Source organism: Methylophilus sp. (assembly GCF_035460085.1).
Lineage (GTDB): Bacteria > Pseudomonadota > Gammaproteobacteria > Burkholderiales > Methylophilaceae > Methylophilus.
In genome coordinates, this window is sequence record NZ_DATHWZ010000016.1 from 1 (window position 1) to 24,431 (window position 24,431).

At 51.1% G+C, this 24,431-nt stretch carries 11 protein-coding genes; 10 read left to right on the forward strand and 1 reads right to left on the reverse strand.

The window, feature by feature from the left end:
* The first annotated feature begins 103 nt into the window (after positions 1–103).
* From VK958_RS02255 to VK958_RS02265, 3 genes are all read left to right on the forward strand, one after another.
* On the forward strand, positions 104–1,573 hold the full coding sequence (locus VK958_RS02255) for a hypothetical protein (RefSeq protein WP_325238678.1): 1,470 nt from the start codon (positions 104–106) through the stop codon (positions 1,571–1,573).
* A gap of 235 nt (positions 1,574–1,808) precedes the next feature.
* Positions 1,809–3,389, forward strand: a complete 1,581-nt coding sequence (locus tag VK958_RS02260) for a ShlB/FhaC/HecB family hemolysin secretion/activation protein (protein ID WP_325238680.1) — start codon at positions 1,809–1,811, stop codon at positions 3,387–3,389.
* A 27-nt stretch (positions 3,390–3,416) separates the two neighbouring features.
* Entirely contained in the window at positions 3,417–13,403 is a 9,987-nt protein-coding gene (locus VK958_RS02265; RefSeq protein WP_325238681.1) for a filamentous haemagglutinin family protein, read from the forward strand.
* An 84-nt stretch (positions 13,404–13,487) separates the two neighbouring features.
* Here VK958_RS02265 and VK958_RS02270 read toward each other — a convergent pair whose 3' ends face one another.
* Positions 13,488–14,564: an alpha/beta hydrolase gene (locus VK958_RS02270; protein ID WP_325238683.1), complete on the reverse strand. Its 1,077-nt coding sequence runs from the start codon at positions 14,562–14,564 to the stop codon at positions 13,488–13,490.
* 383 nt (positions 14,565–14,947) lie between these two features.
* On the opposite strand from VK958_RS02270, the gene VK958_RS02275 reads away from it, so the two are divergent.
* The 7 genes from VK958_RS02275 (at position 14,948) to VK958_RS02305 (ending at position 24,431) form a co-directional block, all read left to right on the forward strand.
* On the forward strand, positions 14,948–17,989 hold the full coding sequence (locus tag VK958_RS02275) for an ExeM/NucH family extracellular endonuclease (RefSeq protein WP_325238685.1): 3,042 nt from the start codon (positions 14,948–14,950) through the stop codon (positions 17,987–17,989).
* A 100-nt stretch (positions 17,990–18,089) separates the two neighbouring features.
* Complete coding sequence (locus VK958_RS02280; RefSeq protein WP_325238686.1) at positions 18,090–18,857, forward strand: PEP-CTERM sorting domain-containing protein; 768 nt, start codon at positions 18,090–18,092, stop codon at positions 18,855–18,857.
* 49 nt (positions 18,858–18,906) lie between these two features.
* The gene (locus tag VK958_RS02285) at positions 18,907–21,204 is read left to right on the forward strand and encodes a 5'-nucleotidase C-terminal domain-containing protein (protein ID WP_325238687.1); all 2,298 of its coding nucleotides are present in this window, start codon (positions 18,907–18,909) and stop codon (positions 21,202–21,204) included.
* A gap of 23 nt (positions 21,205–21,227) precedes the next feature.
* Positions 21,228–21,746, forward strand: a complete 519-nt coding sequence (locus VK958_RS02290; RefSeq protein ID WP_325238689.1) for a PEP-CTERM sorting domain-containing protein — start codon at positions 21,228–21,230, stop codon at positions 21,744–21,746.
* A gap of 179 nt (positions 21,747–21,925) precedes the next feature.
* Positions 21,926–23,605 (forward strand): DUF2341 domain-containing protein, encoded by a 1,680-nt coding sequence (locus tag VK958_RS02295; protein ID WP_325238690.1) that lies wholly within the window; start codon positions 21,926–21,928, stop codon positions 23,603–23,605.
* Positions 23,606–23,613: 8 nt separating this feature from the next.
* Positions 23,614–24,024 carry an ExbD/TolR family protein gene (locus tag VK958_RS02300; RefSeq protein ID WP_325238692.1) on the forward strand — a complete coding sequence of 137 codons (411 nt, stop codon included), beginning with the start codon at positions 23,614–23,616 and terminating at the stop codon, positions 24,022–24,024.
* A 2-nt stretch (positions 24,025–24,026) separates the two neighbouring features.
* Positions 24,027–24,431: an ExbD/TolR family protein gene (locus tag VK958_RS02305; protein WP_325238694.1), complete on the forward strand. Its 405-nt coding sequence runs from the start codon at positions 24,027–24,029 to the stop codon at positions 24,429–24,431.

The window sequence follows — 24,431 nt, forward strand, 5'->3', positions numbered from 1 at the left end:
GCTGCGCGTCGTCGTAAATCTGCAAAATAATAAAAAAAGGGGCTCAGTATGAGCCCCTCTGCTCTTTCACGATTGCTGATTCAAAAAATTTAAGGGAAATATGATGATGAACATCAAAAAAATCGCATTTGCACTGGCAGCCCTGTCTGTCAGTACATTGGCTGCAGCCGGTGTTACGCCAGCTCAAATTGAAACTGCACGCGGTGCAGGTACTTTGGATCAAGCCTGGATTGCTGGTGCTTCTGCACCAACCAAGTCAATCTATGAGGGCTGGGTAAAAGGTTGCCAGGCCGGTACTGGTTCTATTTTCACTGCACAAGCCTCTTCCAGCAATGCTGTGACACCAGGCTCACTGGGCAACTTCGTTGCTTACGCCTGTGTGCGTGGTACTCGCACTTCTGTGTTGTATCACACAGTAGATGGTGGCTCATTGAACGCATTCACACCATTCACAAACGGTACAAAACTGGCGCGTGTTTCTTATGTTGGTAATGCAAGCTGCACTAAATTGGCTACTGGTTATACTGACGCAACAAACACCGCAAACAATGCTGATGTTTACAAAGGTTGTGCACAATCCGGCGCTGCGATAGCCCTGGATGCAACAGGTGTGCAAACAGCTGCAAACAAATCAGTTAACGCAGCAGCATTGGCCTCCAACCCATTGGCTCCACAACAAATCGTTGGTGGTTTCTCTGACGTGGAACCAACATTATTCTCAACTACTATTGGCGGCGGTAACGTATCCAGCTTTGGTTTAGTAAGCAACGCGTTCCTGGGTCAGGCGTTTGGTGTAGCAGTTTCAACTCCGCTGTACCGCAAGCTGCAAGAGATTCAAGGTATTTCTGAGTCTGGTTCTTCATACTCACCAGCATTGGCTCCTTCTTTAACTAAAGGCCAGATTGCTTCTATCCTTCAAGAAGGTGGTGCTGTACAGACTGCTGAATCATGGTTCCCTATCCTAGGTGAAGATGATGGCGAGAAGGTGATTATCCAGCGCCGTGTAGATACTTCAGGTTCACAAGCCTCTTCCAACGCGTTCTTCCTGGGTAACCCATGCCTAGGCGGTAACCTGTTGTTGCCTACCACAACTACTACTGGTAACTACCAAGTGACCTTGAACTCCGGTTCCGGTAACGTTAAAACCAACATCACCACTGCAAGTAACGCAGCTGCTGGTTCACGTTATGCCATCGGTGTGTTGTCCATGGAAAATGATCCGACTGTAGAGAATGCGGCTAACAATGGCTATCGCTACATCAAGATCGACGGTTCACATCCAGAAACTGGTGATGTGGTTAATGCCCGTTTGGCTGCCGCTTCAGGTACTTATCCTTTCCATATGGAAATGAAAGCATTTGTTGCTAACACTGCACCAGCCGGTTTCCAGAGAACCATCGTGACTACCATCGTTAACGCCCTGAAAAACCCAACGGCTGCTGCTTGTGCAACATTGCCACGCGGTTTGACACTGAACCCAGATGGCGGCAACACAACCTGTGAAGCTGGTGTTGTAAAAGCCAAGTTCACTAACTTTGGTAACAACTGCTCACCAGCAGTATTGTACGAGTAATAAAAAGTTAAAAAATTTATCCTTGACCAGGGTAAATACTTGATAGACGCACTCCTCAAAAAGGAGTGCGTTTTTTCTTTTGGATTATGCGGTTTGCGGACTAGTCCGTTTCATGTGCATGACATAAAACTTTAAGAAAATGCTGGTCTGTTGAATAGCGACATATTGTGAATATAGGGTGCAAGCTTTGCGTTTGAAATTTAAATTCGTGTGTGCTGGGTTGTTGACATGCTGTATGTTCCAGATGGCCTTTGCTGAAGAGCAGGTCTACCAAGCGCCATCACAGCCAGAGCAAACTTCAGCACCTGAAGAAGTGTTGAAGTTTAATGTATTCGAATACCAGGTAGATGGTAATTCAGTACTGAACAGCGGAGAGATTGAAAAAGCGGTTTATCCCTACATGGGAGAAGAAAAAAGTATTGAAGATGTAGAGCAGGCCCGTGCAGCCCTGGAAAAAACCTATCAGGAGGCCGGCTACCTGACAGTCTCCGTCAGCATTCCCCAGCAGGAAGTGAATCAGGGAACGGTACGTTTATTGGTCACCGAAGGAAAGGTTGAGCGCTTACAAATTGTGGATTCGCACTATCACACGCCTGGTGAAATCAAATCCAGGGCACGGCAATTTTCTGAAGGGTCAGTACCACATTTCCCGACAGCGCAAAAAGAGCTGGGCACGCTGAACCGCAATCAGAACCGCCAGGTCACCCCGGTACTTCGTCCGGGCAAGTCACCGGGTACAGTAGAAGTGGATTTACAGGTCAAGGACAAGCTCCCTGTCCATGGCAATGTTGAGTTGAATGACCGTTATTCGCCAAATACCACGGAGTTAAGATTAAATGCCGGGTTGAAATATGAAAACCTGTTCCAGAAGGATCATAGCCTGGGCATGAATATCCAGGTTTCCCCGGAAGACACCAGCGAAGTAAAAGTGTTTTCGGGCACTTACATCATTCCGCGAGACAATGGGGATTACTTCGCAGCCTATGCGGTGGCCTCAGACAGCAATATAGCGGCAGTGGGCGATATTAATGTGCTGGGTAAAGGCTACATCGCCGGCGCCCGTTACATCCGGCCGCTGCCGCTTTCCGAAGGTTTCTACCATAGCCTGACTTTTGGCTTCGACTATAAAGTATTCAAAGAAAATCTGTTTTTACTTGGGGCGGATACCAGTTTGGATACCCCTATTTCTTACTGGGCAACCTCGTTAGGGTATGACGCTAACCTGCAATCAGGTTTTGGACAGACACAGGCCAGCTTTGTCCTGAATATGGCTCCCCGCTTTATGGGAAACACCAGTAGTGAGTTCCAGCGCAAGCGTAGTGGTGCTGAAGCAAATTACGTTTACCTCAGGGCAGATGCCAAGCAGCTGTATACATTTTCTTCCGGTTGGGCGATACAGGGAAAAGCGGCCTTCCAGCTGGCCAGCCAGCCATTGATTTCTACAGAGCAGTTCACCATCGGTGGCGTGGACTCCATACGGGGATACCTGGAGTCAAGCCGCCTGGGAGATAACGGTATTTCCGGTTCGCTTGAATTACGTACACCGCCACTCTCGCAATATCTCAAGCAATATCGCTTCGTTGAATACATCAAGGATTTTTATGCGTACACCTTTGCCGATGCCGGCTATGTACGCATTAAAAACCCACTAGGACTGGATGATGATTACGAACTGTATTCCGCAGGATTGGGGCTTAAGCTTAAAACCACCACCGGCTGGTTTTCATACCTCGATTATGCGCAGGCCATGAATGAAGCGCCAGAGGTGGAGCAAGGCGATTACCGATTGCATTTCCGTGTTGGGTACGAGTGGTAAATTTTAGCGAGTGAATGGAGTAAAGACATGAATCACGGGTTATATAAACTGGTGTTTAGCAAAATTCACCGTGCTATGGTAGTAGTGGCGGAGATCGTTTCCTCACGTTCCGGTGAAGGTCGCCGCCGCGCGCGCAGGGCAGCGGGTGTCTGGTTGGCACTCACGATGCTGCCGGGCCCCTGGATGGTCATGTCTGCCTGGGCGGACTTACCAGCCGGTATCCAGATTCGTGATATCGTGAATGAGTCAACCAAGGTGATCAGCTCTACGACCAACCAGATCACTTTCCAGCAATTGAAACCTCAGGCCATCGTTAACTACGATAAATTGAACCTGAATGCCGGCCAGCAATTCAACGTCAACATGCAGGCCGGCTGGTCGATGCTCAACCGTGTCCATAGCGTGGATCCCAGTATCCTGAATGGCTCTGTCAATGCGGCCGGTAATCTTTATTTTGTGAACGGCAATGGCGTGGTGATTGGCAAAGATGCGGTATTCAATGTCGGCTCGCTGTTTGCAGGTACCCTCAATATCACTGATGAGCTTTTTCAGTCCGGATTTATTGATGAGAGCGGTTATAAAAGTGTATTCGAACTGGTGGATACGATTAACTTGACGCCAGACCAGGCCGCTAATGTACATAACGCTGAAGTACGTGTCGAGTCCGGTGCACAGATCAATGCAGCCAAAGGTGGCAAAGTGATGCTTTTTGCACCTAAAGTCACCGTTGAGAAAGACGCTGTGATCAAGACGCCCGACGGCCAGACTATTCTGGCCGCAGGTAAAAAGATCTACCTGAAAGCCAGTAAGGATCCTGCCGGCATGTTAGTGGAAGTCGCTTCAGGCGGTACTGCTACCAACCTGGGCAAGATCATAGCCGAGCGTGGCAATATCACTATGATGGGTCTGGCCGTGAATCAGATGGGTACCCTTTCAGCCACCACTTCTGTCCGTGCCAATGGTTCTATCAAGCTGATCGCACAGGCGGATACGAATGTGGTGAGTGGGGTGCCTGACGAGCGTCGTGACGGCATCGTGACACTGGGCAAAGGCAGTGTGACCAAGGTCTCTCCTGAAATGAACAATAAAGAGGAGGTGCTTGCTTCACTGGCCTTCAAAACCTCCGAAATCAATATCCAGGGTAGCCTGGTCAATATCGATGGCCTGGTCAGTGCCAAGGGAGGCAATGTCACGGTGAGCAGCCTGGTGGATGCCGCTTCCGTGCTGAATAGCCCGGTGGCTCAGCGTATTCATCTGGGCGAGAATGCCACCATCGATGTTTCCGGGGTGGATGCGACTGCCTCTATGTCCCGCTTTCAACTGGAAGTCCAGTTGAACTCAGATGCCCTGAAAGACAACCCGATCCTGCGCGGGTCCAACCTGTTCGGCAAAACAGTGTATGTCGATGCACGCAAGGGGACTGACCTGTTTGACTTGCAGCCCTATATCGACTCGACGCGTGTTGCCACGGTTGCCGAGAAAATGACCAATGCAGGGACGGTGACATTGACCAACGGCAGTGAGATCATTGCTGAAAAAGGCTCCATCATCAATGTTTCAGGCGGCTCCACCACCTATACCGGAGGGTCAATAAAAGAGTCGCAACTTGTCTTTAACGGCAAGCTGGTCCCGATATCGCAGGCCCAAACAGGTTTGGCTTACAGCGGTATCGGCGATACCACCACTGTGGTGGACTCGAAATGGGGCACCTCCACTACCTATACATTGGGTAATCTAAGCTATAAGGTGCCGACTTTTTTTGAAGGAGGCAATGCCGGAACGTTACGCGCAGTGACCCAAACGCCAGGGAATGCGTTTGTACAGAAGCTGGTACTGGATGGGACGTTGCTCGGAAACACGAGAGTCAGCCAGCAACAGTTACTTTCGCAAAGTATCCCTGTCGGTGCTGCACTGGTAGCCAGCGCTATCAATCTTGATTTAGTGAATTCATCCCGGAATCTACCCGTGGATTTTGCATTTGGCGATGTATTGGCAGGGGGCGATGATTATATCTCGCGCATCAATACCAGCTTCCTGAAACAGGGATTCAACCGGATTGACCTGCAGGATGTGAAGACGCTGAATGTGAATACCGCGCTCAATGTGGATGCAAACGGCTCACTGACGCTAGGTCGCCAGGGCAGTACAGTCAATATCAACAAGAGCATTATCGCCCGCGGTGCTGACGTAAAGCTGGATGGCACCCTGACCCGTATTGCTGACAATGTAAAAATCTCCACCGCTGGTAACTTTGTCAATAACAGGACGGGGATACAAGGGGCGCTGACACAAGAAACTGCCGAAAATGCAGGCAGTATCCAGGTCGGCCTTGTTGAGTTGGGCAAAGGGGTCACCCTGGATGCATCTGCAGGTGCCTACCTTGATACTGGCGGTGTCATACATTATGGTGACGCCGGCAACATCTCTTTCACAACAGCGGGCCAGTTACCTTCTAATCTTGCATTAAGCGCTTATGGCTTTGATAAAGGTGGTGAACTCAATATCCAGTTTGGGCAAGAGGTGCAATCCAATCTGTATATAGGCGCGAAAGGCGTGACCCCGGACGTGCTTAACTTCAGCTTGGCAAACAGTTTCTTCAGCCAGGGCGGCTTTTCCAAATACCATCTAGGTGCGTTCAATATTCATGTCGGTACCGAGAATGTGGGAACCACCAGTACCGTGGCCGGGGTAGCCAAAAACTTGCAGATGAAGTCTGGCTTCACCGCAACAAGCAGTGCTGATGATATCTTGAGCGTCACCCGCCTCACCACCTTGCCTGACTACCTGCGCCAGGCAGTTTCCTTTGATTTTGCGACCTTTCGTGAGGGTGCGAACCTGGGTGTCCTGACTGTACATGAGAATGCCCATATCCAAACGGATATAGGCGGCAGTATCCAGTTGTCAGCCGGTAAACAGGTGAATGTATTAGGTGATATAACCGCTAGAGGAGGGGATATCACGCTCAAGATTAACGATAACTCTACTGACTTACCCGAAGACCCAAGCCAAATGGTATTTGTTGGCAGTAAGGCTGTGCTGAATGCATCCGGCACCAGTTACAGCCTGCCCGATTCGCGTAGCGGCCTGGAAAGGAACCAGGTTGTGAATGCAGGTACCATCACGATTAATAGTGATGACGCTCAGCAAAAAGGCGCTGTGGTCATCAAGCAGGGCGCGTTATTAAACGTATCCGGAGCAAATGTCGGCACCAAAACGCTGACTAACCGTGGTTACATCACCGAGACCCTGTACGGCGATGCTGGTGACATCAACCTGTATGGTTACGGTAGCTTGCTGGTAGATGGGAAACTATTGGGTAAGGCGCAAGGAACAGGGCGTGGCGGCAGCCTGACAATGCTTTTTGATTCTGTGGATTATGAGCCTGGCAACCAATATGTGAATGACAGTGGCCGTTTTCATGTGACTAATGCACAGGCGCTACTGACTACAAATATACAGGCGGGCGATGCACTTAAAAATACGAGTGATCCGGTCGATGCCACTACCGGCCAGCTACAGCGTGCACAAGTCTCCGCAGCTCAAATAGAGTCTGGCGGTTTTGATAATGTGCGCCTGGGTAGCTTTATCAACAAATTCTCCGATGCGAACAGCCGCCTGGTGTTATCTCCCAACCTCGATCTGGCGATTGCAGGAAACTTAAGGCTGGATAGTTCTGTACTGCAAGTGCTTGATGATGGTCATGCCAAGCTGAGTGCGGGGCATCTGCAGTTATATAGCCGCAAGGCGGATGTGGACCCGGCGGTACTGAATGGCAATGGTCAACTGACCCTGAAGGCAAACCAGATTTACATTGACGGTCTGATGGCGACCAGTGGCGTCAATCGTACCAACCTGAATGCCGTACGTGATATTCATGGCCAGGGTGAAACGACTTTTGTGCAAATCGGCCAGGTAGCCAGTCAGTCAGGGCTGACTACGCAAGGAGAATTAAACCTGACCGCCAGGCAGATTTATCCTGACTCAGGTGCAAAGCTGACGTTCACTGCAGAAGGCGCTGACAGCCGGATAAATGTGCGCTCCAGTGGATTGGCACCTTCCAATGTATTGTCAGGTGGCGGGATCCTTACCTTACAGGCGAATAAAATACAACAGGATGGTGTACTCAAAGCGCCATTCGGGCAAATCCACCTGAATGCTGCCGAAAGTGTCACATTAGGTGCCCGTAGTTTGACCACCGTTTCAGGTAGCGGCCAGAATATTCCTTTTGGTATGTCGATATCTGCTGGCGAAGTATTCAATCCTGGTGACGGCAAAACCCGTAACCTGGTAGAAAAGGAAATTTCCATTAATGCCCCCGATACAACGCTCAATAAAGGGGCGACCGTAGACTTGTCCGGCGGCGGTGAATTATTTGCTTATGAATGGGTGAGCGGTGGGGTGGGTGGTACACAGGACATTCTGGCCCAGCCTGATACCTATGCTCTCATTCCTGCCATGAAGTCCGAGTATGCCGCGGCTGACAGGGTATATAACAATGGTTCTGCGGGCATAGGGCAAACCATTTACATCACCGGTGTTGCGGGTGTGCCTTCCGGCACTTACACCTTGTTGCCGGCACGTTATGCACTGGTGCCTGGGGCCTTTATCGTGCAGCGTAGCGATGCATCCTTAGTACGTGGACAGACCTCTGCTTTGCAGGATGGCAGCATGCTGACCACCGGTTATATGGCCGACCTGAACACCGGCGCAAAAGATGCAAACTGGTCTACTTTCCGCGTCATAGCCGGCAGCGTGTTACGTCCGGTAGAGGGCGCTGTTTCCAAAGCGCCTTCACAATACATCATTACCAATGCCAGTAGCTATTTCAATGATCCATTGAATACCGGTGGTGTCGATGTAAAAAATACGAGAGATGCAGGCAAGCTGACTTTACAGGCACAACAATTAGCCCTTGAAGCAAGTGTTGTTGGCCGCAAAATCACCGGTGCAGATGGGCTGATGGTGGATATCAGCTCAAACAGCATCCGAGTGGTCAATCAAAAAGACAGCGCGGACAACACAAGCCTGCAATTGCAGGCCAGCCAGTTAAATGCACTGAATGCAGACAGTATCTTGCTGGGTGGCACGCGCACGCAAAGCAATAACACCACCAATATTAATACCGTTGCCAATACTGTGAGTATTGAAAATGATGCCGGCCAGGTGTTGCAGACAGGTGAACTCATGGCCACTGCAACAGACAGTGTCACCGTAGCCTCTGGTGCGCAGATCAATACTGGCGCTAAAAACGCCAATGCTAAAACAGTCAATGTGAATACCAGTGGTGATGGTGCTTTTCTTGGGCTGTCATCCAATAACCAGTTGCAATACACGCGTACAGGCTCCTCCATCAATGCCCAGAGCGGCAATTTGAATATTGCTGCCAATTCTCAAATTTCGGCAGGTAGCGCGCTGGTCATCGATGGTAGCCAGAATGTGACATTTGAAGGGAATATCGCCCTGGCAGATGGCGCAACTGCAACACTTGCTTCCAACCGCATCGTGATCGGCGATGTGCCAACCGGAGTTTCCGGCTTGCATGTGAGCGACCAGACACTCGCGCAACTGGATAATGTAGCTAGCCTGACATTGAACAGCTACAGTACCGTGGATACTTACGGGGATGTCTCTTTTGGCAATGACAAGTTGAACCTGACAGTGAATGCTGCCGGTATTGCCGGCCATCTGGCGGATGGGGAGGTTGCTGCGCCTGCAAATCAGACGGTAACCTTTATTACCAAGACATTTACCATGAAGAATACCGCGGATGCCACTTATGCAGGCGGTGCAGACCCTTCTGGCCGGACCTTGCAGATCAACGCGGAGTCTGTGCATTTGATGGGTGACCCAAGCGGAGTCCTGGAGAATAACGCTGTCGCCGCTATAGATAAAAACACCATAGGCGGATTTGATAGTGTGCAGATCAATGCTAAATCATTGACAGTAGCAGAGCGTGGCGCACTGGATCTGCAGGTGAATCAAACCCAGTTGAATGTAGGCAGGATCACTGCAACGAGTTCAGCGAATTACACGATCGGGACTACCGGGACGTTAACCACAACGCAAGGAGATACCACCGGACTGGCTGCCAATACCAATATTGGAGGCAAGTTGACCTTACAGGCAGATCAGCTCAACGTGAATAGCCGGATTGAAACGCTGGCCGGCCAAGTGAATCTGCAAGCTGACTCGCAGTTGCATCTTGGCAGCCAGGCTGTTGTCACAGCCGCCTCAGCCACCAAAACCTACGCCGAAAAAACCACGTATATTGATGCCGGCAAAGTCCAGTTAAGCAGTGGCGGCGATATCATCGCGGATGCGGGGGCTGTGGTGAATGTCAGCGCTCAGGGCGATGCAGATGCCGGTAAAGTCACCGTTTCGGCCACCTCCGGCGATCTGCAGTTGCAAGGCCAACTGGATGGCCGGGCACTGGGGACAGGGAAAGGCGGTTCTCTGGAGGTGGATGTCAACGCATTGCCCTCTGTTGTTGCCGTTGACCAGCAGGCGCAGGGCTTTAACCAAAGCCGCAGTTACCGTGTACGTACCGGTGATGTCGCTGTGGATGGTACCGGTGCACAGGCACTGGCTGCGAAAAACGTAAGCGTGACTGCAGATCAGGGCGCCATCAATGTTTCTGGCACCATCAATGCCAATAGTGACAAGCAAGGCTCCATCGGCCTGTATGCAAACGGTGACCTTAACTTGCAGTCCAGCGCGCAGCTGACTGCTAACTCTTCGAAGGCCGGTGCCGAAGGTGGCAAGGTCATGTTGGCCACTCAGAATGGCGTACTCAATTTGGACCAGGGCTCCACCATCACCGTGGCTGGCGGTACAAATGGCTCAGGCGGAACAGTGCACCTGCGTGCACCCCGTACCGGAGGAGGTTCGGGTACCGGGGTCGCAGTGAGCGCGCTTGAAACAACGATTACAGGAGCCAAAACAGTGGTTCTGGAAGCGTTCCGCGTATACGACAATGTAAATACCCTGACTACTGGAAATGGCTCCGGCAGTACATTGGGCTATAACACCCTTGCCAATGATGTCAGCAGCTTCATGGCGAATCAGGCCGGTATTCTGACTGCATTGGGTAAAAACGGTGATAGCAGCTTCCATTTACGTGCCGGACAGGAAATTCGCTCAAATGGTGATCTGGCAGTGAATGCCGACTGGAATCTTTATAGCGACGCACGCGCTGGAAATGAGCCGGGTATCCTGACATTGCGTGCAGCCAATAACCTGAATGTCAACGGTTCCATTAGTGATGGTTTCGCTAATGCCGCCACAGGTGCAACGATTGGTACTGGAGATTCCTGGAGCTATCGCCTGGTGGCTGGTGCCGATATGGGTTCGGCGAATGTCATGAGTACATTGCCCTCTACCATTGGTTTTGATGGAAACAGCGAATCAGGCAATCTGGCCCTGGGCAGCAATAAATTGATCAGAACCGGCACCGGTGATATTGAGATCGCCACCGGTGGTGATCTCATCATGAGTAGCGAGAGTTCAGTGATTTACACCGCTGGCGTTGAAGCTGCAGAGCTGCCTGGCTTCACCTTGCCAGTCAGCACGCAACGTCCTTTATACCTGGACAATGGCGGCGATATTACGCTGAATGTGCGCGGTAACATTAATGGTGCAGAAAGTGATAACCGTCAGGTGATCAATCAATGGTTGTTCCGCCAGGCTGGTGGCAGCCAATTGAAAGACGCCTCGTGGTGGATACGCAATGATCAGTTCCGACAAAGCCTGGGCGCATTGGGCGGCGGCGATGTGACAATCAATGCGGGTGGCAACATTGCGAATTTTTCAGCATCAGTCCCCACATCAGCCCGGTTTGATAACTTTGGCGAGGATGCAACAGGTGCCAGCGTGGTGAATGGCGGTGGTGATCTCAGTATTGCAGCCGGCGGTGATTTATACAGCGGTGTATATTTTGTCGGTAAAGGTGAAGGTACCATCAAGGTAGGTGGCAGCATTGGTGTACAACCTGACAAGGCATACGGGACAATATTGGCCATGATGGATGGCCAGTTTGATGTAAGCGCCAATGGAGATGTCAGTATAGAAGGCACTCTCAATCCCACATTATTGCCTCAATCCACGACCAATGCAGCCGCCAATGGCCTCACCAGGGTGCATAACAGTTACTTTAACACCTACAGTGAAGCAGCTGCTGTCACTCTCAATGCACTCACTGGTAATATCCGCTATGCGACGCAGTTACAGAGTCTGCTGACAGGGTCCACTGGTTTACGTGCCGGCAGCGATGGTGGTGTGGGTTTGAATCCGGGCACCGTGAATATGGCAGCACATAATGGCAGCATTACCCTTGGTCAGGCTTATCTGGTACCTGCCAGCAAAGGTAATCTGTCATTATTGTCAGAACAAACCATTTCGATTGACAGACTACTGATGTCGGATGCCAATATCAGTGATTTGCCTAATATCAATCGTCCTGAGGAATCATCATTCATTGGTAGCTATGGGTTCGACAATAACCTGTTATCGAATGACCTGCCATATTTCAATAATCACGCCAGTAGCCTGTTGCATGCCAATGATCTGCAGTCATCGCTGATTGTCAGTAAAACTGGTGATATCAACAGCTATGAAGCCTCTGTGGCTGGCGTTATTTATTTGCCAAAGGCTTCACAAATTGTGGCCGGACAGGATGTAACCAACCTGAATATTGCATTGCAGAATAACCGTAGCAGTGACATCAGTGTGATTGCCGCGGGCCGTGATGTGAATACCAAGCATGTCGTGATTGCGGGGCCTGGTAACCTGTTGGTGCAGGCGGGGAGAAACGTGGATCTGATTTATCCCGAGGTGAGCAGCATTCAGGCGGTAGGGAGTACAGGTTCGCAGAATGGTGCTTTTGACTATACACCGGCCTTGCGCTCTAACAGCTTATTGCCAGCCACTGGCGCCTCCATCAGTATGCTGGCAGGTGTCGGCACTGGCGGCAAAGTCCAGTCTTACATCGACAGATACATCGCACCCACTGGTGCTGGCCCTGAAGTGCTTGCAGATAGTGCAAGCGCGCTCGCTGGATACCGTGAAAAAACAGCTGCATACCTGCTCTCTTTCATGAAAAAATTGACTGGCGATAATACGCTGACCCAGCAGCAGGCTTTTACCCGATTCAATGATCAGACAGAAGCCATTAAAACTGTGTTCGTAAACCGTCATCTCACTACCGAACTGATCAACTCGGCGGAAGGTTTCGCCAAGGCCGGTAACCATGAGCGCGGATACGATGCATTGGCAACCTTGTATCCTACAAAGACTATAGGCGATATCCTGCTGTTCAACTCAAAAGTTTCCACCAATAGCGGCGGTAGCATAGACATGGTCGCACCAAATGGCCTGATCAATGTAGGCGTGCCAGGTCAGGGGGGAGATGACATTGGTATCATCACCGAAAAAGGCGGCGAGATCCGCGCGATTGCAGATGGTGATTTTTCGGTGAACCAGTCCAAGGTGATCACCCAGTTTGGCAGCGATATTGCTATCTGGTCTACCAATGGCACTATAGATGCCGGGCGGGGCTCGAAGGCTGCAACCTCTATTCCAGAACGCATCGTGCAAACGGATGTTTACGGCAATACACGAGTGGAAGTGCGCGGTGTTGCTTCAGGCAGTGGTATCCGCGCCCAGACTTATGATCCGGATGGTCCTAACGGCAGACAAAAAGCACCCACCCAGGGCAATGTCTATTTGACGGCCCCCGTTGTCGATGCGGGAGAGGCCGGGATTGAGGGTATTGTCAGAATCGTGGCGCCTGTGATACTGAATGCAGTCAATATTCAGGCTGGTGCAGGATCTACCGGGGTTCCCGCTTCTACCACGACGCCTGTCGCGGGTCTCAATACGACCAGCAACCCGGATTCAGTGAATGCGGCTGCACAGGCGGTATCGCAGAGCGTGGCAAATTCTGCAGCCACTAATGCTTTTACCAAACCGGTATTGCCTTCCATCATTTCGGTGGATGTGATCGGTATTGGCCGTTAATTCTGCCTGAACGTTTACTGAGTATTAAAAACGCCCACTTCAAGTGGGCGTTTTTTTCCTGAATATTCTGAAACAATGAGGCGTCTAATTTGCTGCAAATGACTTCTTTAACTCGCCAATTGCAAACGCTTGCGCTTCCCTGGCTTTGGCAACTACATCCGCCATGCCAAAGAATTCGTGTGTCACCCCGGTGTAGTGGCGATAAGCGACTGGCACGCCATCGCTTTCGAGTCGCTCGGCAAACTCTTTGCCTTCTTCATATAGCGGATCAATTTCAGCGGTAATGACTGTAGCTGGCGGCAGGTCTTTCAACGAACTGGCTTTGTCTGGCAAAGCATAAGAACTATAAGCATCGATAGGTTCGCTGTAATGCTTGAAAAACCAGTTCATCATAGCCGCATTCAAGGGTTTGGCGTTGGCATTGTCTATGTATGATGAATTGAACACATTATTATTCACCAATGGGTAAATCAATAGCTGGTGAACAGGCAATGTGACATCCTTATCACGCGCCATCAATGAAACCACGGCTGCCAGGTTGCCACCTGCGCTTTCACCGGCCACAGCTATGCGCTTGCGGTCGCCATTGATTTCCTCTGCATGTGCAAGCAGCCATTGATAGGCGGCAAAGGCTTCATTAGGTTGCGTAGGAAACTGATGTTCCGGCGCCTGATGATAGTCTAGTGACACTACAATGGCCTGGACACCTTGAGCCAGGGCAATGATTGAACCTTCATAAGTTTTGGTGTCAGCAATGACAAAACCACCGCCATGAAAATACAAAATCACCGGAAATGGCCCATCTCCAACAATAGGCGTATACACTTGTGCAGGCACGCTACCTAACGGCCCCCCGGGAATGCTGATCGTGGTTGAGGTGAATAACTGCGCACGCGGCGGGTGACCATTATCTGACAGTATCTTTTTGACCGCATCTGTCGGTGTCGGCTGCTGGCGGGCTTCTTCCGGGGACAACTCCTCAATTGGTTTGCCACTCAGAGAGCCAAGCATATCTAACACGACTTGCATGTCAGGGTCTGCACTGGGTGGTTCACCACCTAATGCTTTTTTTATTGCTTCTACAGGAGCTGAGCCCTCAATCGCAGGAATAATCCCTGCAACTTTATTGAGCAATGAGTCGTTTCTTGATGTGGTTGTCATGGCTTTCCTTTCTTAGCTTATTCAGAGGGTAATTCGGTAAAACCCTACCTTAGCGCCATACATATGCCGTTCCTATCAGGCATCCCACCAATTTCATGTAGGACAAGCTTTACAAGTATTTTTATGCTGGCAATGTCTTTCAGACAGGCTGTTTTTAACTCTTTTGCCTATACGCATAAATAGCATGTCTATGAAATTTTCCTCCCGAATGTAGTTCCACCGACTGGTCCCTGACCTGAAAATGTATTAATCCACCTGCTTTAATCCCTCTTTCCTAGTCCGACCTACCTAGTTTTGTGGCAGCAAACTTAATAATTTCCCCTGGCTAAATTGCTAAATTAATCAGGCTTTTATTCAAGTCGAAAACTTGCGGAGTCTGAGAAATGAAATTAAAAAAATTACAGTGGTTGCTGGCCTTGTCCGGGCTGGTGCAAATGAGCCTGACAGCCCAGGCGGGTGTTGTCATTAGCCAGATTTATGGCGGTCAGGGCAATGTCTTTAACCAGGATTATGTGGAGCTGTTCAATAACGGCACAACTGCCGTCGATATCAGTGGCTGGTCTGTGCAATATAGTAGCGCAACCGGTACCGGCAACTTTTCTGCCAACGGCGTGACAACGTTGTCTGGCCTGTTGCAGCCTGGTCAATATTACCTGGCGGGCTTAAGAAGTGCTGCCAATGGCTCAGCGCTGCCAACGCCTGATACCAGCAACAACGCGACTGATATGAGCGGCACCAACGGCAAAGTGGTGCTGGTAAACAGCAGCACAGGTTTAGCCTGTAACGGTGGTTCGACCGCTTGTAGCCCGGCACAACTGGCACAGATTGTTGACCTGGTAGGTTATGGTTCAGCTAACTTCTTTGAAGGCTCGGCGGCTTCAGCGATCAGCAGCAGTACAGCATTGTTGAGAAAAAACAATGGCTGCCAGGATACCAATCAAAACGGTAGCGATTTCTCAACCGGCACACCTGCCCCTCGCAACAGCAGCAGTGCTGTGAATGTCTGCGGCGGCGGTACCGGTGGCAACCAGCCTATCGTCACCTCTTGCCCGGCAGTGACCCTGCAAGTGGGCGAAGTCGGTTCAGTGTTATTGCAAGCTTCTGATGTAGATAGCATCGTCAATGCAGCCACACTTTCAGCCTCTGCACCAGCCGGTGTCACCTTGAATAACTTTGTGGCTGCCGGTAGCGATGGCCAGTCAGCCAGCACCAGCTTGCAACTGGATGGCAGCCTGCCAGCAGGCAATTACGCAGTTGAAGTGAACTTCGCCAATAACGAAGCGCAAACAGCGACCTGTAGCGTCAACGTGACTGTACAAAGCAGCAGCATCACACGTATTTTCCAAATCCAGGGTAGCGGATTAGGCGTTGCTTCAGTCAGCCCGCTCAATGGTCAAACGGTGACAACAGAGGGTGTAGTCACTGCCGTTTTCCCAGGCTTGAATGGCTTCTATCTACAGGATGCAGCCGGCGATAATAACCCGCTGACTTCTGACGGTATCTTTGTTTACCTGGGCACCGGTGTGACACCCACGGTCAGCAAAGGCCAGAAAGTGCGCTTGAATGCCAGCGTGACTGAATTCAACACCATCACCGAGCTGATCAACGTCAGTGGCTTGCAGGTGTTGAGCAGCAACAACGTCATCCTGCCAACCGATATCGCCCTGCCGGAAGCCACCGAAGGTGATCTGGAAGCTTACGAAGGCATGCTGGTACGCATCACTACGCCAATGACCGCTTCGCAGAATTACTTCCAGGGCCGTTATGGTCAAGTGACTTTGTCTGCTGAAGGCCGCATGATCAAGCCGACCAATATCCACCCGGCCAACTCAGCGGCTGCAGCACAAGCGGCTGATGATAATGCCCGCCGCCGCCTGGTACTGGATGACGGCAGCAGCTTGCAGAACCCGAACCCGATTCCATTTATCGGCGAAGACGATACCTTACGTGCTGGTGATATCGTGGAAAACCTGGTTGGGGTGATTGATCATGGCTTGATCACGGCTTCCAACCCGGGTCCGCGTGACTACAAGCTGCATCCAACCGAAGCCGTGAATTTCACACGTGACAATGTGCGCACGGCAGCACCTGCCGGCGTAGGCGGTAACTATAAAGTTGCCAGCTTTAACGTGCTGAACTACTTCACCACCTTCACTAACGGCGCGACAGCCAGCGGCCAGACTGGCCAGGGTTGCCGTTTGGGCAGCAGCGTTTCTGCCTCAAACTGCCGTGGTGCCAATAACCTGGTCGAGTTCAACCGTCAACGTAACAAGATCATTCGTGCACTGACCGCCATCAATGCCGATGCAGTTGGCCTGATGGAAATTCAGAATAACGGCACGGTGGCGGCACAAAACCTGGTGGATGGCCTGAATGCCGTGTTAGGCGCCAATACCTATGCTGTGATTGCTGACCCGGCCAACGGGACTGGTACAGATGCGATCAAGGTAGCCATGATTTACAAACCGGCTAAATTGACACCGACTGCGGGTGCCTTGTCTGACACCAACAGTATCAATAACCGTCCGACACTCGCGCAAACCTTCCAGGCCGCCAATGGTGAGAAGTTCTCTGTGCTGGTGAATCACCTGAAATCCAAAAGCTGCTCCGATGCGGGTGGTGCAGACGCGGATCAGGGCGATGGCCAGGGTTGCTACAACGCACAACGTCTGGCACAAGCCAACCAGCTGGTGCAATTCATCCAGACCGTGAAGAACCAGGCCAATGATCCCGATGTGATGGTGATCGGTGATCTGAACGCCTACGGCAAGGAAGACCCTGTGCTGGTGCTTGAAAACGCCGGTTTGCAGGATCAGATTGCGCGCTTCAATGACCAGGATGGTTACTCCTACGTGTTTGATGGCGAATCTGGTTACCTGGACCACGCACTGGCAAATGCTGACTTGGCCGCGAAAGTTACGGGCACTGTGCATTGGCATATTAACGCCGATGAACCGTTCGTCATCGATTACAACACCGAGTTCAAACCACAAGACTTGTACACAGACTCACCTTACCGTTCATCTGACCATGATCCGGTGATTGTGGGTCTGCAACTGGTGAAATCCGTGCAAGGCAGTGGTCAGCGTGACACTTTGGTGGGGACAGCAGGAGATGACGTGCTGACTGGCGGCATCGGTGCTGACACCCTGACCGGTGGCGCTGGCCGCGACCTGTTTGTTTACCAGAGCCTGCGTGACGCGACCGACACCATTACTGACTTTACGCCAAGTGAAGACCAGCTGGATATCCGTGAATTGCTGCAAAGCATTGGTTACCAGGGCGCACAACCTTTCGAGGATGGGGTTGCCCGCTGGGTCAGCGTTGCCGGCGGTACGCAATTGCAGATTTCAGCCAAGCCACTGGTGACCTTGAAAGGGGTGACCACGGCCAACCTGAATGCGCAGCGCGATGTACGTTGGTAAGTAAGTAATTGTTCATAAGCCGGCGTGACCCAAGCATCACGCCGGCAAAAACAAACCATGAAATAAGCGTTTATTAAAATTTACTTTGAGAGGATTAATTATGAAAAAAATCAGTTTGATCGCAGCATTGTTGCTGTCTACACAAGCTAACGCAGCCCTGAATGCCGGCGACATCATGTTCACTTCATTCAACGCCGATGAAGATGGCCTGTCATTCGTGACTTTTGTTGATATCGCTGCGAATACCAGCATCTACTTCACTGATAACGAATGGACTGGCAGTGCATTCAACACCGGTGAAAGCTATAACCAATGGATTTCCAACAGCGTAGTGACTGCAGGGACTGTGGTACGTTTTTCAGCGTATGACACCGCTAGCTTGTCAGCCTCTACCGGTGTGTTATCGCGTGCGACTGTCAGCGGTAGCAGCAATTGGGGCATCTCCAACTCCAATGAAACGGTATACGCCTATTTAGGCAGTGGTGCCACTGCACCTACTACTTTCCTGACAGCGATCACTAACGGCACATTTGCTGCTGATGGCTCTTTGACTAGCACTGGTTTGACCAAAGGTGTCAATGCTATTGAGTTGACAGCCAAAGCGGGCGCTTCCAGCCAACCGGACTATGCCGAATACAACGGTGTACGCAGTGGCTTCGATAATTTCTCTGATTACAAAGCACAGGTGGTCAACGTTAACAACTGGACTGTAGACACTGTAAACAACAGTGTTTCTGCAGGGGTGGTGCCTAACACCGCTGCATTCGCTATCAATGCAGTGACACCGGTGCCTGAAGCCGACAGCGCTGCATTGTTGCTGGCGGGACTGGGTCTGTTGGGCCTGGTACGTCGTCGCCAATCACGTTAATACTGAAAAAGAGTGCCGTGATTTTTCGCGGCACTTCATGGAGAAGAACATGTTTAAACTGAAACAATTAACGGCTTGTGTGGCGCTGGCATTCACTACTGGTGGCGCGTGGGCAGAAGGCGTCACTGTATTGCATGTGGGTGATCAGGAAAGCTGGTTATTATCTGCACAAGGCAATTTGCGTGATAACGCAGGGCAAGCAATTTCTTATTATGGTGGTATCGACCGCCTGGCAACCGTGATTAAAAATGCCGAAACCGCAGCAAGCGGTCAAGGCCGCACAGTGTTGAAACTGAACGCTGGTGATGCTTTCCTGCCAGGCCCTCGGTTCACTGCCAGCCTGAATAATCTGGCCAATAGCTTCACCGATGGCGGCCAGGACTTCTACGATTCAATCGCCTTGCGCCAAATTGGTTTTGACGCCATGGTGTTTGGTAACCACGAATTTGACCTGGGTCCACAAGTGGCGGCACGTTTTGCCAAAGTATCCGGCAGTACCTATCTTTCGAGCAATTTGAATTTCAATGCCACTGCCGAATTCAGTGCCCTGAAAGCTAGCGGTAAAGTAGCCCCATCCAAAGTAATCACCACGGCTGCCGGTCATAAAATTGGCCTGGTCGGTGCAACCACCCCATTGTTACCTAATATTTCTTCGCCCGGTGCAGTGAATGTGATTGGCTACGACGCCAGCAATACCGAAGCACAAAACCTGCAGAATTTGATTCCGCTGATTCAAGCCGAAGTGAATCGCCTGCGCAGTGAACAAGGGGTGAGTACTGTCATTTTGATGAGTCACCTGCAAAATGCAGCGAATGAAATCAGTGTCGTTATTCCGGCACTGACAGGTGTTGATTTAGTGTTGTCAGGTGGCGGCCACGAACTGATGGTAGATCCGGATGACGCACTCATTAACGGCGGCGTGGCAGCGACCTTTACTTCGCATCCGGTGAATGCGGTAGATGCGCATGGTAAAACAGTGCCAGTACTGACCAGCCACTTTGGTAACCGTTATGTTGGTCAGGTGAATTTCACCATTGATGACAGCAATGGCACATTCGTTGCGATTGAATCCAGCAAAATGATGCGAGTGAGCGGCGCAACTGCAGATGCTGATCGCGTCAACGGCGATCCTACGATTAATGCACAAGTAGTGACGCCAGTGCAGAACTATATTTCTGTGCTGAATGCACAAATCATCGGTACCACAGCGGTGAAACTAAATGGCCCGACACATACGACGTGTGCAGCATTGCCATGTACATTTGTTGCCGGTGTACGTAACGCTGAAACTGGCCTGGGTGACCTGGTTGCCGATGCCATGCGTTTTGCCGGTAAAACTGATGTCGCGATCCAGAACAGTGGTGGTATCCGTACCAATATCGCTGCCGCCGGTAATGTGTCTGTTGGCGATACCTTTAATATCCTGCCATTTACCAACCTGGTAAAACGCGCACCTGCTGTCAATGCCACACAATTGAAAGATTTGCTTGAGCATGGCTATGGCGATACCAGTCCGACCGGACGTGCCAATGGCCGTTACCCGCAGATCTCCGGCATGCAGGTGACTTACAACAGTAACAATGTTGCCAGAACGACTCAAGGCACCGGTAATCGTGTGCAACGTGTGGTACTCGATGACGGCACTGTGCTGATTGATAACGGTGTAGTGGTGAACAACAGCCGTACTTTCTCTTTCACTACGATTGATTTCACGGCTGCGGGTGGCGACGGTTTCCCTTTCGCTGCTAATAATGTGGTGTTTGAAGACAGTCCGTTCACCATTACCTATCAGGAAGCATTAGCCAATTACATCCAGTCACCAAAAGCAGAAGGTGGCCTTGGCCGCTTGAACAATGCCGATGGCGATGAGATCACGGTTAACTTGTATGGCCTGGAAAACCAGTATGACAGAGGTGGCCGCCTGATTGACCTGGCGATTGCCACTACCACTGCTGGTGTGACACGCACTGGTACTGCCAGTCGCGATGTGCTGGTGGGTACGGCAGGTGATGACATCATCAATGGTGGCTTGGGAGTGGATACACTGACCGGCGGCGCGGGTAACGATGTATTTGTCTACAACAGCATACGTGACGCTGGTGACACCATCACCGACTTTACCCCTTATGCCGATAAATTGCAGTTGAGCGCATTGCTGGCTTCCCTGGGTATTTCAGCCAATGTCGCGATTGCAGATGGTTATATCAGGCTGCTGGATGTGACAGGTGGCGTACAGGTGCTGGTAGATGCGGATGGCGCAACAGGCCCTGCCGCGGCTAAACCCCTGGTCACCCTGAAAGGCCTGACCGCTAAGCAAGTGGCGCCTGCCAGAGACTTTATTCTTTAAATAATTACTAAAGGAAATTTAAAATGAAATCTTTAATTAAAAAAGCAGCGCTGGTTGCATTGATGGCGACAGTGATGCCTGCACAAGCGGCGATCCAGTCCTGGCAAGTGTCTGGGGCAGTGGATTCCGGGCATTACAACGGGACTACTTATCAGGGCCAGTTCAGCTTTGATGACGCAGGCCTGTTGTCTTCAGGCACCGAACTGCTGAATTTAAGCAGCCTGCAATTCAACTTCGGCAGCAGCCTGTTTAACCTGGGGACACCTGCCCTGGCAGATGCGACTGCGGTTTTCCAGGATGGCGTATTTACAGGTATCGAATGGTCTGTAGATGCGACTAACCCTGCGATTGGCTTCAGCCTGATTGCCGGCTGGTCAGATACGACGGATGCCTTCTTTGCTTATGACACCTCACTGGGTTTGTCCGGTGCTGGTAGCCTGACATACACATTGTCAGCAGTACCCGAGCCAACGCAGTCCGGTATGATCCTGATCGGCTTGGGTCTGATGGGCTACATCGCCGCTCGCCGCCAGCCAAAATAACCGGCTTAACGCACTTTTACTCAGACCTGTTTAACAGGCACAAACGCTTACCTCGGCCCGGCTCTGCCGGGCTGTTTTTTTATGAAAATAAAAAAACTAGTCCGCATAGTCCGTTCTTAATTTCTCTGCAACATTCGCTCTATAGACTTGCTCCTCGAATTAACTCGACTGCGATGGATATGAAGAAGTCTACCCTTGGTTTAATAGCCAGCCTCTGTTTCTTGACCCTTGCTTTGCCAGTGAAAGCTGCCTGGAATGCAGATTGGGCCACCCAACAAAAAATCACCCTTGAGACAGCCAATATCAAGGAGGCTGTGAATCAGGCGCCAGTACTGGTGCGTCTGCATTCCGGTAATTTTGACTTTACCGGGTCTAACATTGATGGCTCAGATATCCGCTTTATTGCCGCAGATGACAAAACAGAACTCAAGTTCTTATTAGAGAAGTATGACGCGGTGAATGAACTGGCCGTAGCTTGGGTAGTGCTACCGCAAGTATCCTCAGCGAATAAAGATTTGGCGATTGGTTTGTATACCGGAAACGAAGGCGCTAAAGCCGCCAGTGATGCACAAGCTTTGAATGATCCGGCACTGCTGGCCCGCTTCGCTTTCTCTGATAAAGCCTTGCTGAAAGATAGTGGCCCCGCACAACTAAGCGCCAGCGGCAATGCAACACAGCAAAAAGCCGGCTTGATTGCCGAGAGCGCAGTGCTTAACAATAGTCCGCTAACCATTGCGTTGCCTACGGCCCCACAGTTATCCAATGGTGCCACCTGGTCAGTGTGGTTAAAACCGGGCAATCTGCCGCAAACCGCAGAAGTATTCAAGAGTGGCAATATCAGCCTGAAACTGAATGGTAATACGCTGGCATTACAAGCCGGTGCAGCTTCTGCTGGCGGTGGTGAGTTGAAGCCAGGCCAGTGGCAGCATGTCGCACTGGTATTCCAGGGCGGCCAGGCCATTGTTTATATCAATGGTCAATCGGTCGGCCAGGTCGCAGCAAATGATGCCCAGGCTGCGGCAACACTGACGGTTGGCGATGCATTGAATGCCGAGATCGATGAATTGCAACTGGCTTCTACTGCCCGTAGTGCCGCATGGTTAAGCCTGGTTGTGCAGTCACAAGGTGCAGATGCCAAACTGGTCAAGGTCACGCCGGCTGGTGAGAGCGAAGGAGAAGAGGAGGGTGAAGCCAACTATATGGGCATCCTGATCGACAGCCTGACGGTCGATGCCAAAGTGGTGATTGGTATTCTCGCCGTGATGTTCGTGATCAGTGTCTGGGTGATGTTTAGCAAAGGCGTGTTAGTGACGCGTACCGATAAAGACAATGCGCTATTCCTCAAGCGCTTCCAGCAAGCTTCTACCCAGGATTTATTGAATCTGGATAAGACTGGCGTCTATAAAAACTCCAATCTGTTCGGCTTGTACAAAGCGGGTCTGCGTGAAATCAAGAAACGTGAGCATGATGGCAAAGTGTCATTGGGTGGCGCGTCCATTGATGCGATCAAAGCCGCAGTCGACGCCGACCTGGTGCGTGAAACCCAGCGTATGAACAGCATGATGGTGTTACTCACCATTGCGATTTCCGGTGGGCCTTTCCTCGGCCTGCTGGGGACGGTGGTGGGTGTAATGATTACCTTTGCCGCGATTGCTGCTGCCGGTGACGTCAACGTCAACGCGATTGCGCCTGGTATTGCGGCTGCGTTGCTGGCCACGGTGGCCGGCCTGGGCGTGGCGATCCCAGCATTGTTTGGTTACAACTACCTGGCCAGCCGCGTGAAGAATATCACCATCGCCATGCAGATTTTCGTCGATGAATTCATTACCCGTACTGCTGAACTGTACGGTAAGGAATAAGGCAGAAGATGTCAGAAGGCGTCAAAGAAGAGAACCAGCTTTACGATGAAATCAATATTACGCCCATGCTGGATCTCGCGTATGTGTTGCTGGTGATTTTTATCATCATGACCACTGCGTCAGTACAAGGCGTCAAAGTCGATATGCCGCATACCGTGAACACTGCCGCCTTGGCCAAACCGCAAATGCGCGCGATCACCGTGACCAGTGATGGCAGTGTTTACCTGGACGCTTTCCCGGTGGATATGGCGCAACTGGAGCAACGGCTGGCCGAATACAAAGGCAGTAATCCTGAGTTGCCGGTAGTGCTTAAGGGTGACGCGGCAGCACATTACGAGAAGGTTTCCGAAGTACTGGAAATCTGTAAGCGCCTGGATATCACCGAAGTCGGCCTCGTGACTAAAAAGGTTGTGGAGTAAACATGCAAGTTCAAAACGACGCACAACCCTATGACACTATCAACATCACGCCGATGCTGGATCTGGCTTATGTGTTATTGGTGATTTTTATCCTGATGACCACGGCAGGAGTCCAGGGGCTGACCATGAACCTGCCCAAGCCATCCAACAAGCCCAGCATTGAAAAACACGATATGAAGATCGTGCAGGTACAGCAGGGCGGCACGCTGACGATTAATGGCGTGGGCGTCAGTATGGCAGAACTGGAAACGCAGCTGAACCAGGCCAAAGCGATGGATCCCAAGGTCAACATCATGATCAAGGGCCAGGCACAGGCACCTTATGCCGGTGTGATCTCTGTGATCGACCTCGTGAACCGACTCGAAATCGAAAATGTCGGCCTGGTCACCGGCAAGATCGGAACCTGA